Below are 21,584 nucleotides of genomic sequence, written 5' to 3'. Positions count from 1 at the left end.
CCGAAACGTGTCGATTCCTGCGCAAAACCAACTTCTCCGACCGGGCTTCCTTGCTGGCCGGCTCCTACGCAACGCGGCAATGGGGCTGATCGTCGTGGCCGGGCTTGCGGGCTGCGCGGACGCGCCCGGCAATGGCAACGGCGCGGCCTCGGGCATGGCGGTGCCGCCCCCGCCCCGCCCCGAGCGCACGGCCGAGGAACAGGAACGCCTGCGCCTTGAACGCGCCACCCGCGCCCGCCAGGCGAACGAGGCCGCGCGCGCCGCGCTGCAAACCCCCGCCAGCCAGAACATGTCCGAATACCTGGCGGCGGTCGAACGCACCCAGATCTCGCGCGGGAAGCTGCGCACCGACGACGGCACCTCGCTTGGCCCGATCACGCCCGAGCAACTGACCGAGAATTTCGTCCAGGTCGCACTGCACAACGAATATATCCGCGACGGCGACCGGCTGGTGCCCATGACCCACCCCGCACCGCTGCGCCGTTGGGAAATGCCGGTGCGGATGCAGATCGAATACGGCACCTCGGTCTCGCCCGCGCGGCGCAGCCGGATCGGCGCCGACATCCGCGATTACGCGGCGCGGTTGCAGCATGTGACGGGGCATCCGATCTCGATCACCGCGTCGGGCGGCAACTTCCACGTCCTGGTCCTGTCCGAGGACGAACGGCGCCAAAGCGGCCAGCGCCTGCAAACGCTGCTGCCCGGCATCCCGGCGCAGGACGTGGCGGCGCTGGTCAACCTGGCCCCGCAGAACTTCTGCACGGTCTTTGCCTATTCGCGCGGCAACGGCTCCAGCTATGTCCAGGCGATCGCGCTGATCCGCTCGGAACTGCCCGCCCGGCTGATGCTGTCCTGCATTCAAGAGGAACTGGCCCAGGGCATGGGTCCGGCCAACGACAGCCACAACGCGCGCCCCTCGATCTTCAACGACGACGAGGAATTCGCCTTCCTGACCTGGCATGACGAGATGCTGCTGAAGATCCTCTACGACCGCCGCCTGCGCCCCGGCATGATGGAAGCCGAGGCAAGGCCCATCGTGCTGGAAATCGCGCGCGAACTGCTTGCCCCGGCGGGCGCGGTGTGACGGCCCTCGCGCGGGTTTGCATGGACGCGGCGCGCCTGCGCCCCTATCTTTGGCACCGACATCATCCGCGATCAGGACAAGGACCACATGGGCTTTTTTGATTTTCTGTCCGGCGAGTTCATCGACGTCATCGAATGGACCGACGACACCCGCGACACGATGGTCTATCGCTTTCCCACCGTCGGCAAGGCGATCAAATACGGCGCCAAGCTGACCGTGCGCGAGGGCCAGTCCGCCGTCTTCATCCACGAGGGCCAGCTTGCCGACGTCTTCGGCCCCGGCCTTTACATGCTGGAAACCAACAACATGCCGGTGCTGACGCGGCTTCAGCATTGGGACCACGGCTTCCGCAGCCCGTTCAAGTCGGAAATCTATTTCGTCAACACGACGCGGTTCAACAACCTCAAATGGGGCACGCGCAACCCCGTCACCCTGCGCGATCCCGAATTCGGCCCGGTCCGCCTGCGCGCCTTCGGCACCTATTCGATGCGCGTCACCGACCCCGCGAAATTCATGGTCGAGATCGTGGGCACCGACGGCGAATTCACCGCCGATGAAATCAGCTACCAGCTTCGCAACGTCATGGTGCAGGAATTTTCGCGCATGATCGCCGGGTCGGGCATCCCGGTCTTGGACATGGCGGCGAACACCGGCGACCTTGGCAAGATCGTCGCCAAGGCCATTGCGCCCACCATCGCCGAATACGGCCTGACTATCCCCGAGTTCTATATCGAGAACATCAGCCTGCCCGACCAGGTGGAAAAGATGCTGGACAAGCGCACCTCGATGGGAATCGTCGGCGACCTGGACCGTTTCGGCCAATATGCGCAGGCCGAGGCGATGCTGAACGCCTCGAACAGCCAGGGCGGCGGCATGGGCGCGGGGCTTGGCGCGGGCATGGGTGCCGCGATGGGCATGGGCATGGCGATGCGGCAAGGTCCCTGGGGCGCGGTGCCGCAACAGCAGCAGGCCCCCGCCGCCGCGACGCCCCCGCCGGTGCCGCATGAAAAGGTCTGGCATATCGCCGTGAACGGGCAGGCCGACGGTCCCTATGGCCGCGCCGATCTTGGCCGCCTTGCGCGAGAGGGCCGCTTCACCCGCGAAACGCTGGTCTGGACGCCGGGCCTGGAAGGCTGGCACCCCGCCGAGGACGAGGCCGAGCTGGCCCAGCTTTTCACCGTCTCGCCGCCCCCGCCTCCGCCGGTGCCGGGGACCTGATCCGCGCCCATGCCCAACCCGGCCCAATACCGCTATCCCTGCGAAAGCTGCGGCGCGAGCCTGGAGTTCTCGCCCGGCAAGCAGCGGCTGAAATGCCCCTATTGCGGGCATCAGCAGGATATCGGCCCCGGTCCCGCCCGCGCGCCGGGGCGCATGGACGATCCCGACCCCGGCCAGTCCCCCGCGCTGCAATGGGACGCGGGCCACAAGGCCCCCGAACTGCGCGAGATCCCGCTGGATCAGGGCCTGCGCCTCGACCGCGACAGCGACCTGACGGAAACGCTGCGCACCCTGTCCTGCCCGAACTGCGGCGCCAAGATCGAGGTGACTTCGGATCAGACCGCCTCGGCCTGCCCCTTCTGCGCAACGCCGGTCGTCACCGACACCGGCACCACCCGCCAGATCAAGCCGCAGGGCGTGCTGCCCTTCGTCGTGTCCGAGACGCAGGCCAGGGAATCGCTGGAACGCTGGTTGAAGGGGCTGTGGTTCGCGCCCTCGGGGTTGACGGATTACGCCCGGCGCGGGCGGCGCATGACCGGCGTCTATTCGCCCTTCTGGACCTTCGACGCCGACACCCGCAGCCGCTATCACGGGCAGCGCGGTGATTATTACTATGAAACGCAATGGGTTACGCAAACCGTCAACGGCAAGACCCAGCGCGTCGCCCGGCAGGTGCGCAAGATCCGCTGGCGCCCCGCCAGCGGTCAGGTTGCGCGGCATTTCAACGATGTGCTGGTGCTGGCGGCGACCTCTCTGCCGCGCCGGTTCACCGATGCGCTGGCCCCCTGGGACCTGTCGCATCTGCGCGACTACCGCCCCGAATACCTGTCGGGCTTCACCGCCGAGGGTTATACCATCGCCCTTGCCGACGGCCACCAGATCGCGCGCGAGCAGATGGCGGGCGTCATCCAGATGGACGCGCGCCGCGACATCGGCGGCGACGTCCAGCGCGTCGAATCCCTCCAGACCGATTACGCGGACGAGACCTTCAAGCATGTCATGCTGCCAGTCTGGACCGCCGCCTATCGCTATGGCGGCAACAGCTATCGCTTCGTGGTCAACGGCCAGACCGGGCGGGTGCAGGGCGAACGGCCCTGGTCGGTGTGGAAGATCGCGCTGGCCGTGCTGGCCGCGCTGATCGTGGCCGCGCTGCTGGCCTTCGCCTCCGAAGCGTTCGGGCAAGATGCGGCCCCGCCGCCCGAAGCCCTGATCCAGCATCCGGTTCACGGCCCGCTTACGAAATCGTGATCGTCCGGCCTTGCAGCCGGCCGGGAACAACCCCACCTTTGGATGGTTACCCACCGGCAGCACATAACAAAGAATACGGGCAAGCTGACGATGCGTTACCTTCTGACCTTTCTTCCCCCCTCGACCGGACAGTTGCGCCGGATCGATTCCGCGCAGCTTGGGCAAGGCGATTCTCTGCGCCCCCGGCACCTGCCCGCCGCGCTTGGCGCCAAGGCCGACGTGACCCTTGGCTGGCTGATGGGCCGCCATGATTTCGGCGCGTTCCGCCCCGCCGGGAATCAGCCGATCCGCCCCGATACGCCCGGCCAGATCACCGTCTACGCGCTGGACCCCGACAAGGACGCCGCAGCCCTTGGGGACGGCTATTATGGCGCATGGCTGGACGGTTTCCTGCTGTCGGCAACGCCCCTTGGCACCATCGCCGCGCATCCGGCCCCGCAGGCGGCCATGTCGATGTTGCAGGCCCGCGCCGCCGCGCCGCTGCATTCGACGCAGGATGCCTGCCGCAAGACGTTGGAAAAGCTGCGCGAAAGCCGGGCCGAGCGAGTCTGAACCAGCCCCGGAAAAGACAGAAGCCGCGCAACCTGCGTTGCGCGGCTTCTTGTTTTGGTGCCCAGGAGAGGACTCGAACCTCCACGCCTTGCGGCACACGGACCTGAACCGTGCGCGTCTACCAATTCCGCCACCTGGGCCGGTGTCGTGAGGCGGGAATTAGACCCGCTTGCCGGGGGTGTCAACGGGGGTCGCGCGTGATTTTCACTTTTTTCGCAAATCGGTTCGCGGTCGCGGCACGCCGCCACGCTTGCCGCGCGCCCTTCGCTTGGGTAATGAGCAGGAAGCACCTATGAAAAGGAGCGGCGCATGAGTGCAGCCAAACTGCTGACCGTCTATGGCGGTTCGGGATTTCTCGGCAGACAGATCACGCGGATTCTGGCCGCCGAGGGTTATCGCATCCGCGTCGCCGTCCGCCGCCCGCACGAGGCCGGCGTGGTGCGCACCTACGGCGCCCCCGGCCAGGTCGAGCCGGTCCTGTGCAACGTGCGCGACGACGGCTCGGTCCGCGCGGCGATGGCCGGGGCGGATGGCGTGGTGAACTGCGTGGGCATCCTGGGCCGCCGCGGTCCCAACACCTTCCAGAACATCCATGTCGAGGCCGCCGGGCGCGTCGCGCGGCTGTCGGCAGAGCAGGGCGTGGCGCATTTCGTCCATATCTCGGCCCTTGGCGCGGACGAATCGTCCGACAGCCAATATGCCCGGACCAAGGCCGAGGGCGAAAAGACCGTGCTGGAACATCGCCCCGATGCGGTGATCCTGCGGCCCTCGGTCATCTTCGGATCGGACGACACCTTCTATAACCGGCTGGCCGCGCTGTCGCGGCTTGGTCCCGTCATGTTCGTTCCCGCCGCAAGGACCCGCGTGCAGCCCGTCCATGTGATGGACGTGGCGCAGGTCGCCGCCCGCGCCGCCGCCGGACAGGTCGAACCCGGCACCTACGAACTGGCCGGACCCGAGGTCCTGACCATGCGCGACGCCGCCCGGCAGGTGCTTCAGGCGGTGGACCGCCGCCGCCTCGTCCTTGGCCTGCCCAACTGGATCGCGGGCATCGCGGGGGGTGTGCTGGACATCGCGCAGATCGTGACGGGGGGGCTGTTCTACAACAAGTTCCTGACCCGCGACCAAGTCCGCACGCTGCGCCGCGACAACCTGCCCGCACCCGATGCGCGCGGCTTTGCCGAACTGGGGATCGTGCCCGCCGCGCCCTCGACGGTGATCGGGGAATATCTGTGGCGCTTCCGGCCCGCGGGCCAATATGACGCGATCACGGATTCGGCCAGCCAGTTGCGCCGCAACTGATGCGATACGGCGGGCCGCCCTTCCAATCGGCGGCCCGCGATCTTACACCTCCGCTGTAAAAGAACGGGGGACGAAACAATGACGGTAAGCTGGCTGGATGCCGCGATCCTTGGCCTGTTGCAGGGGCTGACCGAGTTCCTGCCGATTTCCTCCAGCGCGCATCTGCGCATCGCGGGGGAATTCCTGCCCTCGGGCGCCGATCCGGGGGCGGCCTTCACCGCCATCACCCAGATCGGGACCGAGACCGCCGTGCTGGTCTATTTCTGGTCCGACATCCGCCGCATCGCCGGAGCCTGGCTGTCGCGCGTGCTGATGCGCGACCGGACCGCCAACGCCGACGACGTGCGCTTGGGCTGGCTGATCTTCATCGGATCGCTGCCCATCGTGGTGCTTGGCCTGCTGTTCAAGGACCAGATCGAGACGGGGCTGCGCAACCTCTACATCACCGCGACGGCGCTGATCGTGTTCGGTATCCTGCTGGGCATCGCCGACCGGGTGGGGCGCAAGGTCCAGACGCTGGACCGGCTGACATGGGGCCACGGCATCATCTTTGGCTTTGCACAGGCGATGGCGCTGATCCCCGGCGTCTCGCGTTCGGGGGGCACGATCACCGCCGGGCTGCTGATGGGCTACACGCGCGAGGCCGCGGCGCGCTATTCCTTCCTGCTGGCCGTGCCCGCCGTCTTCGGCTCGGGCTTTTACCAGCTTTTCCGCAGCATGGGGCAGGAGAACCCCGTCGGCTGGTGGGAAACCGCGATGGCCACGCTGATCGCCTTCGTGGTCGGCTATGCGGTGATCATCGGTTTCCTCAGGCTGGTCTCGACCCGCAGCTATTTTCCCTTCGTCTGGTATCGCATCGGGTTGGGGCTGCTGATCTTCGCGCTGCTGCTGACGGGCCGGATTCCGGCAATCTGATCTGACGAATCACCGTCGGAACAGCCGTTCCTTCTGGTTTCCTGCAAATTAGGTAATATCTACTGACTTAAATTTATCGAAAAAATCGCGCGCGCAGCCAGCCAGCATAAAATAAAACGACATTAGGTAAGCTTTACTGACTTTATTTTCGGCATCGCTGCCTATATCCCTGCCGGTGACACCACCACCGGAAGGGTTGCGCAGCGATGGCCACGCAGAACATGCTCAAATTCGTCACCATCGGGCGGCAGATGCCCGAAAAGCGCGAGGCGACCGACCGCACCGGCGATTTCCACGAGATCTACCGCGAATTCGCCGCCACCAAGGCGACCGAACAGGCCAGCCGGTGCAGCCAATGCGGCGTGCCCTATTGCCAGTCCCATTGCCCGCTGGAAAACGACATCCCCGACTGGCTGCGCCTGACCGCCGAGGGCCGCACCCAAGAGGCCTATCTGCGCAGCCAAAGCACCAACACCTTCCCCGAGATCTGCGGCCGCATCTGCCCGCAGGACCGGCTGTGCGAAGGAAGCTGCGTGATCGAGCAATCCGGCCACGGCACCGTCACCATCGGCGCGATCGAGAAATACCTGACAGACACCGCATGGGAAGAAGGCTGGGTCCGCCCCATCGCCCCCACGGTCGAACGCCCCGAATCCATCGGCATCATCGGCGCGGGTCCGGGCGGGCTGGCCGCCGCCGACCAGTTGCGCCGCATGGGCTTTCAGGTCACCGTCTACGACCGCCACGACCGCGCGGGCGGGCTGCTGATCTACGGCATCCCCGGCTTCAAGCTGGAAAAGCCCGTGGTCGAGCGCCGCAACGCCCATCTGGCGCAGGGCGGCGTCGAATTCGTGCTGAACCAGAAGGTGGGCGAGGACATCAGCTTCGACGCCATCCGGGGCCGCCACGACGCGGTGCTGATCGCCACGGGCGTCTACAAGACGCGCAACCTGGGGCTTGACAGCGCGGGCGCCACCTTGCGGGCGCTGGACTACCTGACCGCCTCGAACCGGGTCGATCTTGGCGACGAGGTGCCCGAATATCAGGACGGGACGCTGAACGCGGCAGGCAAGCGCGTCGTCGTCATCGGCGGCGGCGACACCGCGATGGACTGCCTGCGCACCGCGATCCGGCAGGGCGCGGCATCGGTCAAGTGCCTCTATCGCCGCGACCGCGCCAACATGCCCGGCAGCCAGCGCGAGGTCCAGAACGCCGAGGAAGAGGGCGTCGAATTCGGCTGGCTTTCCGCCCCTGCCGGGCTGGATGCGGGTTCGGTCCGCGTCCGCCGGATGCGGCTTGGCGCGCCCGATGTCTCGGGCCGGCGCAGCCCCGAACCCATCGAGGGCGCCGATTACGACGAACCCGCCGACATGGTGATCGAGGCGCTTGGGTTCGAACCCGAGGACCTGCCCCGCCTGTGGGGCGCCGAGGGGCTGGAACTGACCCGCTGGGGCACGATCCGCGCCGATGCGGGCCACGCGACCAGCATTCCGGGCGTCTATGCCGTCGGCGATATCGTGCGCGGGGCCAGCCTTGTCGTCTGGGCCATTCGGGACGGTCGCGAAGCCGCCGCATCCATTGCAGAATATCTTGGCGATGCGTCGCGCTTTGCCGCCGAATGAAAGGAACCGATATGCTGCCGATCCGCCTTGCCATCACCGCCGCCGCCCTGTCCGCGCTGGCCGCGCCCGCGCTTGGGGCCAGTTTCACCCCGCCGCAGGGCTGTCGGCTGGAAATCACCGTGCAGAACCGTTCCTGCACCGTATCGCAGCATTACCGCTGCGACGCCGATGCGCCGGGCGACCAGCGCGTGACCATCTTCACGCAGGACGGCGCGGTCTTCGAATCGCGCATCGACAAGGAAACCCGCTGGATGGAAAGCACCAACCTGCGCAGCGGCCTGTCCGACACGCTGGAGCCGGAGGCGGCGAACCACGCCTCTTTCTCGAACCTGCTGGAAACCGGGCGCGACGATTTCGACTTCTGGACCCGCTCGAACTCGGGCGAGCGCCTGCGCCACATCGGCCATGACGTGCTGACCGGCGAAAGGCGCGATATAGGCGGCGTGCCGCTGGAAGTGACCGAATTCGACCTGCGCACATTTTCCGAAAGCGGCGATCTGCTGATCCACCGCAAGGGCAGCCAGTTCGTCAGCCGCGCGCATGGCCGCTTTTATGGCGGGACCGAGACGACCAGCGACTGGACCGGGCGCGTCGAGGACAGCAACGACAGCCCCGTCACCTTCGCCTTTCCCGGCCAGCCCGGCTTTGGCGACACGACCCCCCAATACGATTGCAACATGCAGATGGTCGGGCTGACCCCCGCCCTGCCCGTCACCCTGCCCGACCGGGGCGCCAGGCTGTGAGCGCGACCCCCTTTCCGGCCAGCCTCAAGGAGCAAGCCATGACCGAATACGACCAGAACTGGGTCCGGGCCGAGGAAGCCCGCCGCCGCTGGATGGCCGAGAACTCGCTTTACCGCACCGATGACGAACATTCGTCCTGCGGGGTCGGGCTGGTGGTGTCGCTGGACGGCAAACCCAGCCGCAAGGTCGTCGAAAGCGGGATCGAGGCGCTCAAGGCCATCTGGCACCGCGGCGCCGTCGATGCCGACGGCAAGACCGGCGACGGCGCGGGCATCCATGTCCAGATCCCCGTGCCCTTCTTCTACGACCAGGTGCGCCGCACCGGCCACGAACCCGACCAGGGCAAGTTGATCGCGGTGGGCCAGGTCTTTCTGCCGCGCACCGATTTCACCGCGCAAGAAGCCTGCCGGACCATCGTGGAATCCGAGGTCCTGCGCATGGGCCATTACATCTACGGCTGGCGCCACGTCCCGGTGAACACCGCCGTCCTTGGCGAAAAGGCAAACGCCACCCGCCCGGAAATCGAGCAGATCCTGATCCGCTGCGAAAAGCCCATCGACGAGGAAACCTTCGAGCGCGAGCTTTACGTCATCCGCCGCCGGATCGAGCGCGCGGCGATCATGGCGCAGGTCGCGGGGCTTTACTTCGCCTCGCTGTCGTGCAGGTCCATCATCTACAAGGGGATGATGCTGGCCGAGCAGGTGGCCGAGTTCTATCCCGACCTGAAGGACGAACGCTTCGAGAGCGGTTTCGCGATCTATCACCAGCGTTATTCGACCAACACCTTTCCGCAATGGTGGCTGGCCCAGCCCTTCCGCATGCTGGCCCATAACGGCGAGATCAACACGCTGAAGGGCAACCTGAACTGGCTGCGCAGCCACGAGATCCGCATGGCCTCGAACGCCTTCGGCGAGATGGCCGAGGACATCAAGCCCATCGTGCCGGCGGGTTCCTCAGACAGCGCCGCGCTGGATGCGGTGTTCGAGGTGCTGGTCCGCTCGGGCCGTTCCGCGCCCATGACCAAGACCATGCTGGTCCCCGAGGCCTGGTCCAAGACCACCACCGACATGCCCAAGGCATGGGCCGACATGTATGCCTATTGCAACGCGGTGATGGAGCCGTGGGACGGCCCCGCCGCGCTGGCCATGACCGACGGGCGTTGGGTCTGCGGGGGGCTGGACCGCAACGGCTTGCGCCCGATGCGCTATGTCGTGACCGGCGACGGGCTGCTGATCGCGGGTTCCGAGGTGGGCATGGTGCCGGTCGACGAATCCGGCGTCGTGGAAAAGGGCGCGCTTGGCCCCGGCCAGATGATCGCCGTCGACATGGCCGACGGCCGCCTTTACCACGACCGCGAGATCAAGGACCGGCTGGCCGCCAGCCTGCCCTTCGGCGATTGGGTGCAAAAGGTCGTCCAGCCCTCGGCCCTGATGGAGCAGCTTCCCGAATCCGGCATGTATTCCGGCGAGGATCTGCGCCGCCGCCAGACCGCCGCCGGATATTCGGACGAATTGATCGAAACCATCCTGGCGCCGATGGCCGAGGACGGGAAGGAGCCGCTGGCCTCGATGGGCGACGACACGCCGCCCGCGGTGCTGTCGCGCCAGTATCGCCCGCTGTCGCATTACTTCCGCCAGAACTTCAGCCAGGTCACGAACCCGCCCATCGACTCCTTGCGCGAAACCCGCGTGATGAGCCTGCGCACGAGGTTCGGCAACCTGAAGAACGTGCTGGACGAAAGCAGCAGCCAGACCGAGATCACCATGCTGGAAAGCCCCTTCCTGGCAGATGGCGAATTTCAGGAACTGGCCAGCATGTTCCCCGAACAGGTCCGCCGCATCGACTGCACATTCGAGGCCGACGGCCCCGACGCGCTGGCCGGGGCGCTGTCGCGCATCCGTCTGGACGCCGAGGATGCCGTGCGTTCGGGCGAAAGCCATATCGTGCTGACGGACGAAAACACCTCGGCAAGGCGCCTTGGCGTGCCGATGATCCTTGCAACCAGCGCGGTCCATAGCTGGCTGACGCGCAAGGGGCTGCGGACCTTCTGTTCGCTGAACGTGCGCGCGTCCGACTGCATCGACCCGCATGACGTGGCGGTGCTGGTCGGCTGCGGCGCGACCACGGTGAACCCCTACCTGGCGCAGGCCACGCTGGCCGACCGGATCCGGCGCGGGCTGCTGGGGGGCGACCTGGCCCAGATCATGGCCCGCTACCGCAACGCCATCGACGGCGGCTTGCTGAAGATCATGGCCAAGATGGGGATCTCGGTCGTCTCGTCCTATCGCGGCGGGCTGAACTTCGAGGCGGTGGGCCTGTCGCGCGCGCTGGTCGCGGAATATTTCCCCGGCATGCATTCGCGCATCTCGGGCATCGGGCTGCACGGGCTGCAAGCCAAGCTGGTCGAGGCCCACGCCAAGGGCTTCGCCGGTCCCGCCCCCGACCTGCTGCCGGTGGGCGGCTTCTACAAGGCGCGGCGCACGGGCGAAAAACACGCCTGGGAAGCCGGCACCATGCGCCTGCTGCAACAGGCCTGCGAAAAGGCATCCTATGACGTCTGGAAGCAATACAGCGCCGCGATGCGGGCCAATCCGCCCATCCATATCCGCGACCTCTTGGACATCAAGCCGCTTGGCAAGCCGGTGCCGATCGAGGAAGTGGAAAGCATCACCAGTATCCGCAAGCGCTTCGTGACCCCCGGCATGTCGCTTGGCGCGCTGTCGCCCGAGGCGCATATGACGCTGAACATCGCCATGAACCGCATCGGCGCGAAATCCGATTCGGGCGAGGGCGGCGAGGACCCGGCCCACAGCCACCCGCTGCCCAATGGCGACAACCCCTGCGCCAAGATCAAGCAGGTCGCCAGCGGCCGCTTCGGCGTCACGGCGGAATACCTGAACGCCTGCGAAGAGCTGGAAATCAAGGTCGCCCAAGGCGCCAAACCCGGCGAGGGCGGGCAGTTGCCCGGCATGAAGGTCACCAAGCTGATCGCGCGGCTGCGCCACTCGACGCCGGGGGTGACGCTGATCAGCCCCCCGCCGCACCACGATATCTATTCCATCGAGGACCTGGCGCAGTTGATCTATGACCTGAAGCAGATCAACCCACGCGCCAAGATCACGGTGAAGCTGGTCGCATCCAGCGGTGTCGGCACCATCGCGGCGGGCGTGGCCAAGGCCAAGGCGGACGTGATCCTGATTTCCGGCCACAACGGCGGGACCGGTGCCAGCCCCTCGACCAGCATCAAGTTCGCGGGCCTGCCGTGGGAGATGGGCCTGACCGAAGCCCATCAGGTGCTGGCCATGAACCGCCTGCGCGAACGGGTGACCCTGCGCACCGATGGCGGCCTGCGCACGGGCCGCGATATCGTCATGGCGGCGATGATGGGGGCCGAGGAATACGGCATCGGCACTGCCGCCCTGATCGCGATGGGCTGCATCATGGTGCGCCAATGCCAGTCGAACACCTGTCCCGTGGGCGTCTGCACGCAGGATGAAAAGCTGCGCGCCATGTTCACGGGCAGCGCCGACAAGGTGGTGAACCTGATCACCTTCTACGCCCAAGAGGTGCGCGAACTGCTGGCCGCCATCGGCGCGCGCAGCCTTGACGAGGTGATCGGGCGCGCCGATCTGCTCACCCAGGTCAGCCGGGGCGACCAGGGGCTGGACGACCTGGACCTGAACCCGCTGCTGATCACCGTCGATGGCTGGGACAAGATCGTCTACGACCGTTCGCGCCCGCGCAATGCGGTGCCCGACACGCTGGACGCCGAAATCGTGCGCGACGCGGAACGCTTCTTCAGCGACGGCGAAAAGATGCAGCTTTCCTATGCCATCCGCAACACCCAGCGGACGGTGGGGACGCGCACTTCCAGCATGATCGTGCAGACCTTCGGGATGCGCAACGACCTGCAACCCGACCACCTGACGATCCGCCTGACGGGCAACGCGGGCCAGTCGCTTGGCGCCTTCGCGGCACCCGGACTGAAGATCGAGGTCGCGGGCGACGCAAACGATTACGTCGGCAAGGGCCTGTCGGGCGGCATCATCACCGTGCGCCCCTCGATGGGCAGCCCGCTGGTCGAATCCGACAACACCATCATCGGCAACACCGTCCTTTACGGCGCGACGGCGGGCAAGCTGTTCGCCGCAGGCCGCGCGGGCGAGCGTTTCGCGGTCCGCAACTCGGGCGCCGAGGCGGTGATCGAGGGTTGCGGCACCAATGGTTGCGAATACATGACCGGCGGCGTCGCTGTGATCCTGGGCCGGATCGGGGCGAATTTCGGCGCGGGCATGACCGGCGGCATGGCCTGGCTCTATGATCCGCAGGGCATCGCATCGGAATACATCAACCACGAAACCCTGGTCACCTGTCCCGTCACGCAGCCCCATTGGGAAAACCGGCTGCGCGACCTGATCGAGGCGCACCGGCGCGAGACAGGCTCGCAGCGCGCGGCGGAAATCCTGACGCATTGGGCGGTCGAGAAGGCGCATTTCCTGCAACTCTGCCCGCGCGAGATGCTGCCCCACCTGCCCTATCCGCTGACCGATATGCCCGCAGCCATGCCCGCCGAATGACGAAGGCGAAGGGGCGGCCCGGTGCCGCCCCTCTTTCATTGCGACATCCTGTCCCCGCCCCGGACGGAACGCGAAGGACGGCCCGCGCGTTGCCAGATCGGAAAACATTCAGAAAGGACGACCCGCCATGTCCGAGTTGATCGTCATCGCCTTTGAAGACGAAGCCACCGGGTTCGAGCTGCGCGCCGAACTGGTCAAGATGCAAAAGGAATACCTGCTGGAGCTGGAGGACGCCGTCGTCGCCACCCGCAGCGCCGAAGACGACATCCAGTTGCACCAGGCCGTCAACCTGACCGCCGCGGGCGCGCTTGGCGGCGGTTTCTGGGGAACGCTGGTCGGGATGCTGTTTCTCAACCCGTTGCTTGGCGCCGCCGTGGGTGCGGGCGCGGGTGCGCTGGCCGGGCGCTTCACCGATATCGGGATCAACGACGATTTCATGCGCGAGGTCGGCCATGCCATCGTCCCCGGCGGCTCGGCCGTGTTCATCCTGCTGCGCAAGATGACCGCCGACAAGGTGCTGGCGCGGCTGGAAGGCTTCCACAAGCGCGGGCGGGTGCTGCAAACCTCGCTGTCCGAGGCCGATGAGCAGCGCCTGCGCGACGCCTTCGCGGGCGGCCGGCTGGCCGAGACGGTCGGCATGGCGCAGGCAGCCCCGGCGGACGCCGGCCCCGCGACCGATCCCTCGGACATTCCCGCCGTGCCCAACCCCGGCGCACCTGGCCGCTGAGGCCCGCCAGCAGGGCAAGCTCCGCGCCTGTAAACCCTTGACGAAACAGGGCCGGGCGTGACAGGACGCGGCCATGTCTCGTCACGCCGCAGATCGCGCAAGGAAAGCCCCTCGCAAGCCGTTGTTGCGGGGGGTTTTGTCGTGGCTGGGCGGCTGGCTGCGCTGGCTTGTGCTGCGGCTTCTGGCGCTGATGGCCGCGCTGGTGCTGATCTTTTCCTTCATCAACCCGCCGACCACATGGACCATCCTGACCGAGCGCCGCGCCCATCCCGGCACGGCGCATGAATGGACCCCCATCGGGCGGATCGCGCCGGTCATGGTCCGCTCGGTCGTCGCGGCCGAGGATGCGAATTTCTGCAATCACTGGGGTTTCGACATGGTCGAGATCCGCAAGGTCGTCGCCTCGGGGTCGTCGCGGGGGGCGTCGTCGCTGACGCAGCAGACGGCCAAGAACGTGTTTTTGTGGCAGGGCCGAAGCTGGCCGCGCAAGGTGCTGGAAACCACCTACACCCCGATGATCGAAGCGCTCTGGTCCAAGCGCCGCACCGTCGAGGTCTATCTGAACGTGGCCGAGTTCGGCCCCGGCGTCTTCGGCATCGCCGCCGCCGCGCGCCATCATTACGGCACGACCCCCGACAAGCTGTCCGCGCGACAGGCGGCGGCGCTGGCCGCGATCCTGCCCGCCCCCAAGACGCGCAAGCCCGACACCGGATCGCGCCGCACCCGCGCCATCGCCGACGGCGCGGCCACCATCGCCCGCGACGGGCGCGACCGCTGCCTGCGGCTGGACTGATCCGACATCCGCCGGGCGCGCACGGCCACAGTTGAAACGCGGTCCCCCCCGGCGTATCACCGGGCCAGATTCACGAAAGCCGGGTTTTTCACATGAACAGCTCTTCGCCCTCGCAGACCATTCGCCTTTACCACCTTGCCCTGTCGCCCTTCTGCCGCAAGGTGCGCCTGGTGCTGGCGGAAAAGCGGCTGGAGGTCGAGCTGGTCGAGGACCGCTATTGGGAACCGGGCAGCGAGATCATGCGCCGCAACCCCGCCGGCAAGCTGCCCGTGCTGCGCATGGACGGCCGCCTGATGGCCGAAAGCCAGGCGATCTGCGAATATCTGGACGAGGCCTATCCCACCCCCGCGCTGATGCCCCCTTCGGCGATCGAGCGTTACGAGGTGCGCCGCCTCTGCACCTGGTTCGACGACAAGTTCAACGCCGAGGTGACCCGCCCGATCATGATCGAACGGGTCTGGAAAAAGGTCATGAAGGCGGGCTATCCCGATTCGCGCACCGTCAAGGCCGGGCTGCGCGCGATCAAGGACCACATGGATTACCTGTCGGGCCTGCTGGAATCGCGCCGCTGGCTGGCGGGCAATACGATGTCGCTGGCCGATTTCACGGCGGCGGCGCATTTTTCCTGCCTCGATTATATCTCGGACGTGGATTGGGAACGCTCGACCACCTTGCAGGAATGGTATGCGACCGTGAAATCGCGCCCTGCCTTCCGCAGCCTGCTGGCCGACCAAGTGCCGGGCCTTCCGCCGGCGCCGCATTATGCCGAACTCGACTTCTGACCCCCATGCGCTGAAGGCCCGCCTGCGCGAACATGCGCTGGCCGAGGGTTTTTCCGACATGGGCATCTGCCGCCCCGATGCCGTGCCCGCCCTGCCCGGCCGGCTGGCCCATTTCCTGAAGGAAGGCCGCCACGGCGATATGGATTGGATGGCCGAGCGCAGCCATTGGCGCGCCGACCCTTCGGCGCTGTGGCCGGATGCCCGTTCCGTGATCATGCTGGCCGAACTCTACACCCCCGAATATGACCCGATGGAAACAATCGCGCAGCCCGCCCGCGGCGCGATCAGCGTTTACGCCCAGGGCAAGGACTACCACGACCTTGTTAAGAAAAGGTTGAAGCGCGTGGGCCGCTGGCTCTTGGACCAGCGCCCCGGCGAGCAGATCAAGGTTTTCGTCGATACCGCCCCGGTGATGGAAAAACCGCTGGCCGAGGCCGCGGGTCTGGGCTGGCAGGGCAAGCATACGAACCTGCTGTCGCGCCGCCTGGGAAGCTGGTTCTTCCTGGGGTCGGTCTTTACCACCATCGAACTGCCCCCCGACGCGCCCGAAGCAACCCGCTGCGGCAATTGCCGCGCCTGTCTGGACGCCTGCCCGACCAAGGCTTTTCCCGCGCCCTTTCAACTGGATGCACGGCGCTGCATTTCCTATCTGACCATCGAACACAAGGGACCCGTCGCACCCGAATTGCGCCCGATGCTGGGCAATCGCATCTATGGCTGCGACGACTGCCTCGCCGTCTGCCCGTGGAACAAGTTCGCGCAAGAGGCCAGCGAGATGCGCTATCACGGCCCCCACCGCGCCCCCGACCTGGCCGAGCTTGCGATGCTGGACGACGCGGGTTTCCGGGAACGGTTTTCAGGCAGCCCGATCAAGCGGATCGGACGCAATCGGATGGTGCGCAACGTCCTGTATGCGATCGGCAATTCGGGCTTGCAACCGCTGCGCGCCACGGCACAATCCCTGATTGACGACAAGGACGAGGCGGTCGCGGATGCGGCGCGTTGGGCATTGGACAGGCTGACATGAGCACGGGCCGGGGGATCATGCTGAAACTGCTCAGCGTGGTGGTTTTCACGATCATGGCGGCGCTGGTCAAGGCGACGGCGGACACCGTGCCGCCGGGCCAGCAGGTCTTTTTCCGGTCGTTCTTCGCGATTCCGGTGATCCTGGTCTGGCTGGCGCTGCGGCGCGAATTGCACAAGGGCCTGCGCGCCCGCGACCCGATCAAGCATGTCTATCGCGGTGTGCTTGGCACGGCGGCGATGGCGCTCGGCTTTGCCGCGCTTGGCTTTCTGCCCCTGCCCGAGGCGACCGCCATCGGCTATGCCGCGCCGCTGCTGGTGGTGATCTTCGCCGCGATGTTTCTGGGCGAGGACGTGCGCGCCTTCCGCCTGATCCTTGTGCTGGTCGGGCTGGCGGGCGTCATCATCGTGCTGACGCCCCGGTTCAACCTGACCGGGGATCAGGTGTCGCTGGCGCAGACCCTTGGCGCGGTGCTGGCGCTGTCGGGCGCGGCCTGCACGGCGCTGGCCCAGATCTTCATCCGCAAGCTGGTGATGGAGGAGCGCACGGCCGTCATCGTCTTCTGGTTCTCGGCCACCTCGTCGGTGCTGGCGCTGGCGACGATTCCCTTTGGCTGGGTCTGGCCCTCGGCCCCGGTGCTGGCGCTGCTGGTGCTGATCGGCCTTCTGGGCGGGCTGGGGCAGATCCTGCTGACCTCGGCCTATCGCTTCGCGCCGGCGTCGGTGGTGGCGCCGTTCGAATATGCCTCGATCCTGCTGGCGCTGGCGATCGGCTATGCGGTTTTCGGCGATATGCCGACCCCGGCCATGCTTGGCGGATCGGCCATCGTCATCGCCGCCGGGATCGCCATCATCTGGCGCGAGCGGCAGTTGGGCATCGAGCGCAGCCGCCAGCGCAAGGCCATGACCCCGCAGGGCTGATCAGTCGAAACCGAAAGCCGCGTAATCGCGCAGATAGGCCGCCTTCGCCGCCCGGTGCAGCGCCTTGTCGTTCAGGAAACCGGGCCAGGGCGCAGGATCGGGCGCAGGGGCATCGACCCCCGCCGCGGCGGCGATGAAACCCAGGTCCTCGGCCAGCCTTTCCTCGCGCACGATCAGGTCGGGGGGCGCGAAACGGGCGAAACCGGCCAGAACCTCGGACTGGCTGGCCCAGCCGGGATGCACGGCCATCGTCGTCTGGCCATTGAGGTTGCGGCGCAGAAAGTCCAGAAACTGCGCGAAACGCGCAATCCGGTCGTCGGGGGACATGCCGCCGATTTCAGGATCGGGGGGCAGATCGACGCGATAGACCTGCCGCATGGCCTGGCGCAATTCGGCATTGCCGCCAGTCAGCATGGCCTGAAACGCCGCCCATGCGCGCGGCAACGGGTGGCGCAGCACGGTAAAGCTGCGATGGCCGGGACGCTGGCGTTTCCACTGGCGCAGGCTGTTCTGGTTGAAGCTGCGTTCGACCTGCCCCAACCCGCGCAACCAGCCCTGCACGACATCCGAAGGCCCGCCCCTGACCGGCATGAACAAGAGGCCACGCCCCGCATCGCATCCCATGAAGGATGGCACGTTCGGCCCCCGACGCGGCTCGAAATTCGGGATGCGGCGCAGCATGAACGGGTCGAGCGCGGCAAGCGCGGCTTCCATCTCGTCGAAGTTCGACACCTTGTCGGACAGTTCGCGCGGGTTCTGGGGCACCTGGTCGTTGGCAGGCTCGACCCGTTCCAGATCGGTGCGACCCATCCAATGCAGAAGGCCGGTCATCACATCGCCGTCGCGCAGATCCTCGTAGCCCAGCCAGAAGGCGGTCTGGCCGGTCACTTGCAACGCGTTCAGGACGCGAAGCTGGAACGCCTCGATGGCGGAAAGGGTCTCGCGGAACTCATCCGCGTCGAAGCGGATGGCGGCGGGGATGGGGGTCTCGGTCTCGTTCAGCTTCCACTGGTTCGTCTCGCGCGCCAGAACGGTGGAAACATAGCTGTCCACCGGGTTGCGGGTCAGCACGATCTTGGCGCATTCGCGGTCGGCGATGATCGCGTCGAACACGCGCGGGTCGTGGTCGTGGAAATAGCGAAAACCCGGCAGGTGGTCGGGCTTGTCCCACAGCGCGGCCAGCAGGCGCATGGGATCGGCGTCGCGTTCCGCGCGGGTGATGCCCTTCAATTCGTCCTTGTCGGGCCAGCCCATCATATAGGGGTTGAACGCCTCGCCAAAGCAGGTGACGCGGCGCAGGTTGTTCAGCGTGGCCTCCAAAAGGTTCGAGCCGGTCCGCATTTCCGCGAAGATCACGAAACGCTTGAAGGGGGGATGTTCGCTCATGGCTTCGCCTTTCCTGCGGGTTCGTCGACAGAGAAATCGCCCATCTTCTTGGGCCGCAAGCCCGCGTTGCGCAAGCGTTGCAGAAAGCGCCCGAAGCCGGTCAGGTCGCGCATCGCGGGCAGATCGCCGGGCGGGGCAATGCCGGCACCCAGCCCATGCAGCACCGATTCCAGCGCACCGGCGGGACGGGCCGCGAAATCGGCGAGGTTCCAGCTTTGCAGCCGCGCCTTGAGCCAGATGGATTGCAACGCGCCCAGCATGTGCAGTTCGCGCTGTTGCAACACGGCGGCGGTGCGGCGGATGTCGTCGAAGGGCATGTCGGAATGAAACAGCGGCACCGCCCAGACCCCGGTGATGACAAAGACCCGCGCATTGGGATCGGTCGCGGTGAACCAGTCCAGGTTGTCGCGGTCGCGCGCGCTGGCCTGGAATATCTGCATCCGGGGCTGGGTCATGCGGATCAGGCTGGTCAGGAAGCCGCGCTCGTCCAGGTCGCGCAGGCCGGGCCGGGCGGGCAGCGCGCCGGGACCGACCGGGGGACGGCCGGCGAATTCCACCGTATCGGGGGCGAAAAGATGGCCGTGGACGTCGGCATCGACGCGGGCCGCCAGCCATTCCTCGAAATCGGGAAACAGGTCGGTAAAACCGTAAAGCACCCCGTAAGGCGCGCTGGTCTTGCCGTTTTCGCTGTCGTTGCGGGGATAGCAGCTTTGCATGTAAAGCCCCGGCCGCCCCAGCCTGCGCCGCGCCACGGCCCGGTCGATCAGCCGCCGGATGCGGGCCGGGCGCGGCTCGGCAATGGACGGCTCGGGGGCGGGGGGACGCGGGAAATATGCGTAAAGCCCCTGCGCGCCGGGCCAGATCTTGCGGGCGATGAAACAGCCCGATTCCGCCAGCATCTGGCGATGGTCGTCGTAGAAGGTATAGGGCTTGCCCTGCCCGTCGAACTTGGCCAGCGTCAGCGAGCGGCTTTCGATCCGAACCGAATGCCGCCGCGCGATGGTCTGGAAATAGCTTTCGTCGGGCACCCAGACATTGCGGAAATAGTTGTCGTATTCCACCCGCCGGGGATCGTTCAGGATCGCGCCGAGGGTCTCGCGCGTCAGGCACCACCATTGCGACCCCAGATGCGGCACCAGCCCCTGCGGGACCCTGCGCCGCACGCCCAGGCGCCGTTGCAGCGCCACCGCCATGTCAAAGCGCCTGCGCGCGCGGCGGAAGGAAAAGGGGAAATGCAGCGTGAACCGTTCCTCGTTCAGCCCGCCCATCGTCCAGCCGACATCGGCGGCATTCACGCTTTCGATGAAGTCGCGGCGCGGATAGCGCGCCAGATAGGCCAGCAGGTCGGGAATCGGGCGCAGCGGCAGGCAGGACCCCGACAGCAGCAGGACATGGGTGATATCCTCGAACCGTTCCAGCAGCAGGGTGGCGGCGTCCTGCGTCGCCTGAACCAGCCCGAACATGCCCCATTCGCAGGGACGGCGGCGGACAAAGACCAGTTGCCGCAGGTCCGCCAGTTCGGAATGCATCCGCGTCACATGCGCCTGCGGGCTGCGGGAATCGACATGCACCGCGATCGCCGCGCCGCTTTCGACCCACAGCCGCACCATCCGCGCGGCCAGGGCCAATTCGTCGTGGCACAGCATCACGATGCCCAGTCGGACGGGCTGAGTCATGCCCAGTTCCCCGCCGAGATCAGGCCCAGTTCCTCAAGCTGGCGCCAATCCTGCAAGCGGCGCGACTCGGGGCACCACAGGTCCGCGTTGTCCTGCAAGCCCGACTGGTAGGCACGATATTCCTGGCTGCCCGCGTAATGCTGGCCCCGGTCCAGTTCCTCGGCCGATTTCTGGATGAAGGTGGACAGGAACTTGGCATGCAGCAGGCAGCCCGAGACCTTTTCCCCGCCGTTCTCGTCATAGACCAGGTTCAGCGAACGCGGCAGAGCCATATGGGTCGAGCTGACATAGGCATAGGACCGCTTCCACCGGACCAGCGGGATCTTGTTCAGCGCGGGGGATTCTTCGGGGTTGTCGGGGAAAAAGACCCGCCCGCGCGGGCCGCCCTGAATCCACAGGTTGCCGAACTTGCCGTTCTTGCGGATCGCATAGCCCGCCGGATCGAACCAGCAGGCGATATCGAAGGGATTGGCGCCCTCGGCATAGGGCTGCGCGCCGATGGCACCCTTGGGATACATGTCCAGCAGCATCGCGGAAAACGACCGGATCGCGGATGCGTCCAGCCAGTCGGTCAGCGCGCGCAGGGGCCGCGTATCGCAATGGGGATAGACCAGGAATTCGTCGGGATCGACCGTCAGGCACCAGTGCCCGCTGCCGTGACGGCGCAGCAGCCGGTTCATCCAGTCCATGCCGAAACGCGCCTCGCGGTAGCTGTCCCGCGTCGTCCAGACCGAGCAATCGGGCTGGCGCAGCGTGTATTCCCGCCCGCCGTCGTCGGAATCGTTGTCCACGACAAGGAAATGCCCGATGCCCAGCTTGCGGTAGTAATCCAGAAAGAACGGCAGGCGCGGCTTTTCGTTGCGAAAGCTGCAAAACAGCAGGATGTCGCGCCGCCGGATCTGGGCGGTCCGATCCGCCACGGGCGACAGGCGGCGGCTGCGGCGGATGGCCCGGCCCAGCAGATATTGACGATGGGCGCGCAATGCCAATCGGCGGCGCCAACTCTTGAACACAG

17 protein-coding genes and 1 tRNA gene are annotated in these 21,584 nt (G+C 66.6%); 14 read left to right on the top strand and 4 right to left on the bottom strand.

Annotated elements, in window-relative coordinates; genetic code table 11:
- Positions 1 to 79 precede the first annotated feature (79 nt).
- From Q0O97_RS01720 to Q0O97_RS01705, 4 genes are all read left to right on the top strand, one after another.
- Entirely contained in the window at positions 80 to 1,084 is a 1,005-nt protein-coding gene (locus Q0O97_RS01720; RefSeq protein ID WP_294923923.1) for a DUF2927 domain-containing protein, read from the top strand.
- Positions 1,085 to 1,171: 87 nt separating this feature from the next.
- A complete protein-coding gene (locus Q0O97_RS01715; RefSeq protein WP_294923920.1) occupies positions 1,172 to 2,302 on the top strand; it encodes an SPFH domain-containing protein in 1,131 nt (376 codons plus the stop codon).
- A gap of 9 nt (positions 2,303 to 2,311) precedes the next feature.
- On the top strand, positions 2,312 to 3,550 hold the full coding sequence (locus Q0O97_RS01710; RefSeq protein WP_294923917.1) for a zinc ribbon domain-containing protein: 1,239 nt from the start codon (positions 2,312 to 2,314) through the stop codon (positions 3,548 to 3,550).
- Positions 3,551 to 3,640: 90 nt separating this feature from the next.
- Positions 3,641 to 4,102 (top strand): hypothetical protein, encoded by a 462-nt coding sequence (locus Q0O97_RS01705; protein ID WP_294923914.1) that lies wholly within the window; start codon positions 3,641 to 3,643, stop codon positions 4,100 to 4,102.
- Between the two features lie 55 nt (positions 4,103 to 4,157).
- Here the strand turns inward: Q0O97_RS01705 and Q0O97_RS01700 are convergent.
- Positions 4,158 to 4,242, bottom strand: a tRNA-Leu gene (locus Q0O97_RS01700).
- Positions 4,243 to 4,411: 169 nt separating this feature from the next.
- On the opposite strand from Q0O97_RS01700, the gene Q0O97_RS01695 reads away from it, so the two are divergent.
- From Q0O97_RS01695 to Q0O97_RS01650, 10 genes are all read left to right on the top strand, one after another.
- A complete protein-coding gene (locus tag Q0O97_RS01695) occupies positions 4,412 to 5,404 on the top strand; it encodes a complex I NDUFA9 subunit family protein (protein WP_294923911.1) in 993 nt (330 codons plus the stop codon).
- A 78-nt stretch (positions 5,405 to 5,482) separates the two neighbouring features.
- On the top strand, positions 5,483 to 6,319 hold the full coding sequence (locus tag Q0O97_RS01690) for an undecaprenyl-diphosphate phosphatase (protein WP_294923909.1): 837 nt from the start codon (positions 5,483 to 5,485) through the stop codon (positions 6,317 to 6,319).
- A 206-nt stretch (positions 6,320 to 6,525) separates the two neighbouring features.
- A complete protein-coding gene (locus Q0O97_RS01685; RefSeq protein ID WP_294923906.1) occupies positions 6,526 to 7,941 on the top strand; it encodes an NAD(P)-dependent oxidoreductase in 1,416 nt (471 codons plus the stop codon).
- Between the two features lie 11 nt (positions 7,942 to 7,952).
- Positions 7,953 to 8,684: a hypothetical protein gene (locus Q0O97_RS01680; protein ID WP_294923903.1), complete on the top strand. Its 732-nt coding sequence runs from the start codon at positions 7,953 to 7,955 to the stop codon at positions 8,682 to 8,684.
- Between the two features lie 38 nt (positions 8,685 to 8,722).
- Complete coding sequence (gene gltB / locus Q0O97_RS01675) at positions 8,723 to 13,261, top strand: glutamate synthase large subunit (RefSeq protein ID WP_294923901.1); 4,539 nt, start codon at positions 8,723 to 8,725, stop codon at positions 13,259 to 13,261.
- Positions 13,262 to 13,388: 127 nt separating this feature from the next.
- The gene (locus Q0O97_RS01670) at positions 13,389 to 13,988 is read left to right on the top strand and encodes a DUF1269 domain-containing protein (protein WP_294923898.1); all 600 of its coding nucleotides are present in this window, start codon (positions 13,389 to 13,391) and stop codon (positions 13,986 to 13,988) included.
- Positions 13,989 to 14,061: 73 nt separating this feature from the next.
- Positions 14,062 to 14,781, top strand: a complete 720-nt coding sequence (mtgA, locus tag Q0O97_RS01665) for a monofunctional biosynthetic peptidoglycan transglycosylase (RefSeq protein WP_294923896.1) — start codon at positions 14,062 to 14,064, stop codon at positions 14,779 to 14,781.
- 92 nt (positions 14,782 to 14,873) lie between these two features.
- A complete protein-coding gene (locus tag Q0O97_RS01660; protein ID WP_294923893.1) occupies positions 14,874 to 15,563 on the top strand; it encodes a glutathione S-transferase family protein in 690 nt (229 codons plus the stop codon).
- Complete coding sequence (queG, locus tag Q0O97_RS01655) at positions 15,544 to 16,590, top strand: tRNA epoxyqueuosine(34) reductase QueG (RefSeq protein ID WP_294923890.1); 1,047 nt, start codon at positions 15,544 to 15,546, stop codon at positions 16,588 to 16,590. The genes Q0O97_RS01660 and queG overlap by 20 nt, the downstream gene beginning before the upstream one ends.
- A complete protein-coding gene (locus tag Q0O97_RS01650) occupies positions 16,587 to 17,507 on the top strand; it encodes a DMT family transporter (protein WP_294923887.1) in 921 nt (306 codons plus the stop codon). Before queG ends, Q0O97_RS01650 begins: the two co-directional genes overlap by 4 nt.
- Here Q0O97_RS01650 and Q0O97_RS01645 read toward each other — a convergent pair whose 3' ends face one another.
- Genes Q0O97_RS01645 through Q0O97_RS01635 form a run of 3 tightly spaced genes read right to left on the bottom strand, consistent with a single transcriptional unit; the run spans position 17,508 to position 21,558 of the window.
- Positions 17,508 to 18,893: a hypothetical protein gene (locus Q0O97_RS01645; protein ID WP_294923884.1), complete on the bottom strand. Its 1,386-nt coding sequence runs from the start codon at positions 18,891 to 18,893 to the stop codon at positions 17,508 to 17,510.
- A complete protein-coding gene (locus tag Q0O97_RS01640) occupies positions 18,890 to 20,569 on the bottom strand; it encodes a beta-1,6-N-acetylglucosaminyltransferase (protein WP_294923881.1) in 1,680 nt (559 codons plus the stop codon). Before Q0O97_RS01640 ends, Q0O97_RS01645 begins: the two co-directional genes overlap by 4 nt.
- Positions 20,566 to 21,558 carry a glycosyltransferase family 2 protein gene (locus Q0O97_RS01635; RefSeq protein ID WP_294923878.1) on the bottom strand — a complete coding sequence of 331 codons (993 nt, stop codon included), beginning with the start codon at positions 21,556 to 21,558 and terminating at the stop codon, positions 20,566 to 20,568. The genes Q0O97_RS01640 and Q0O97_RS01635 overlap by 4 nt, the downstream gene beginning before the upstream one ends.
- Positions 21,559 to 21,584: the final 26 nt, after the last annotated feature.

Origin of the sequence: uncultured Paracoccus sp., assembly GCF_945915435.1 — a bacterium.
Classification (GTDB): Bacteria; Pseudomonadota; Alphaproteobacteria; order Rhodobacterales; family Rhodobacteraceae; genus Paracoccus.
Note: the sequence above shows the minus strand (reverse complement) of the source record. Positions and strands in the feature narration are given on the sequence as shown.

What these genes read in the sequence shown, in the direction of transcription:
- Q0O97_RS01720 (WP_294923923.1), top strand. Translation starts at nt 80, where the DNA reads ATGGGGCTGATCGTCGTGGCCGGGCTTGCGGGCTGCGCGGACGCGCCC.
- Q0O97_RS01715 (WP_294923920.1), top strand. Translation starts at nt 1,172, where the DNA reads ATGGGCTTTTTTGATTTTCTGTCCGGCGAGTTCATCGACGTCATCGAA.
- Q0O97_RS01710 (WP_294923917.1), top strand. Translation starts at nt 2,312, where the DNA reads ATGCCCAACCCGGCCCAATACCGCTATCCCTGCGAAAGCTGCGGCGCG.
- Q0O97_RS01705 (WP_294923914.1), top strand. Translation starts at nt 3,641, where the DNA reads ATGCGTTACCTTCTGACCTTTCTTCCCCCCTCGACCGGACAGTTGCGC.
- Q0O97_RS01695 (WP_294923911.1), top strand. Translation starts at nt 4,412, where the DNA reads ATGAGTGCAGCCAAACTGCTGACCGTCTATGGCGGTTCGGGATTTCTC.
- Q0O97_RS01690 (WP_294923909.1), top strand. Translation starts at nt 5,483, where the DNA reads ATGACGGTAAGCTGGCTGGATGCCGCGATCCTTGGCCTGTTGCAGGGG.
- Q0O97_RS01685 (WP_294923906.1), top strand. Translation starts at nt 6,526, where the DNA reads ATGGCCACGCAGAACATGCTCAAATTCGTCACCATCGGGCGGCAGATG.
- Q0O97_RS01680 (WP_294923903.1), top strand. Translation starts at nt 7,953, where the DNA reads ATGCTGCCGATCCGCCTTGCCATCACCGCCGCCGCCCTGTCCGCGCTG.
- gltB (WP_294923901.1), top strand. Translation starts at nt 8,723, where the DNA reads ATGACCGAATACGACCAGAACTGGGTCCGGGCCGAGGAAGCCCGCCGC.
- Q0O97_RS01670 (WP_294923898.1), top strand. Translation starts at nt 13,389, where the DNA reads ATGTCCGAGTTGATCGTCATCGCCTTTGAAGACGAAGCCACCGGGTTC.
- mtgA (WP_294923896.1), top strand. Translation starts at nt 14,062, where the DNA reads ATGTCTCGTCACGCCGCAGATCGCGCAAGGAAAGCCCCTCGCAAGCCG.
- Q0O97_RS01660 (WP_294923893.1), top strand. Translation starts at nt 14,874, where the DNA reads ATGAACAGCTCTTCGCCCTCGCAGACCATTCGCCTTTACCACCTTGCC.
- queG (WP_294923890.1), top strand. Translation starts at nt 15,544, where the DNA reads ATGCCGAACTCGACTTCTGACCCCCATGCGCTGAAGGCCCGCCTGCGC.
- Q0O97_RS01650 (WP_294923887.1), top strand. Translation starts at nt 16,587, where the DNA reads ATGAGCACGGGCCGGGGGATCATGCTGAAACTGCTCAGCGTGGTGGTT.
- Q0O97_RS01645 (WP_294923884.1), bottom strand. Translation starts at nt 18,893, where the DNA reads ATGAGCGAACATCCCCCCTTCAAGCGTTTCGTGATCTTCGCGGAAATG.
- Q0O97_RS01640 (WP_294923881.1), bottom strand. Translation starts at nt 20,569, where the DNA reads ATGACTCAGCCCGTCCGACTGGGCATCGTGATGCTGTGCCACGACGAA.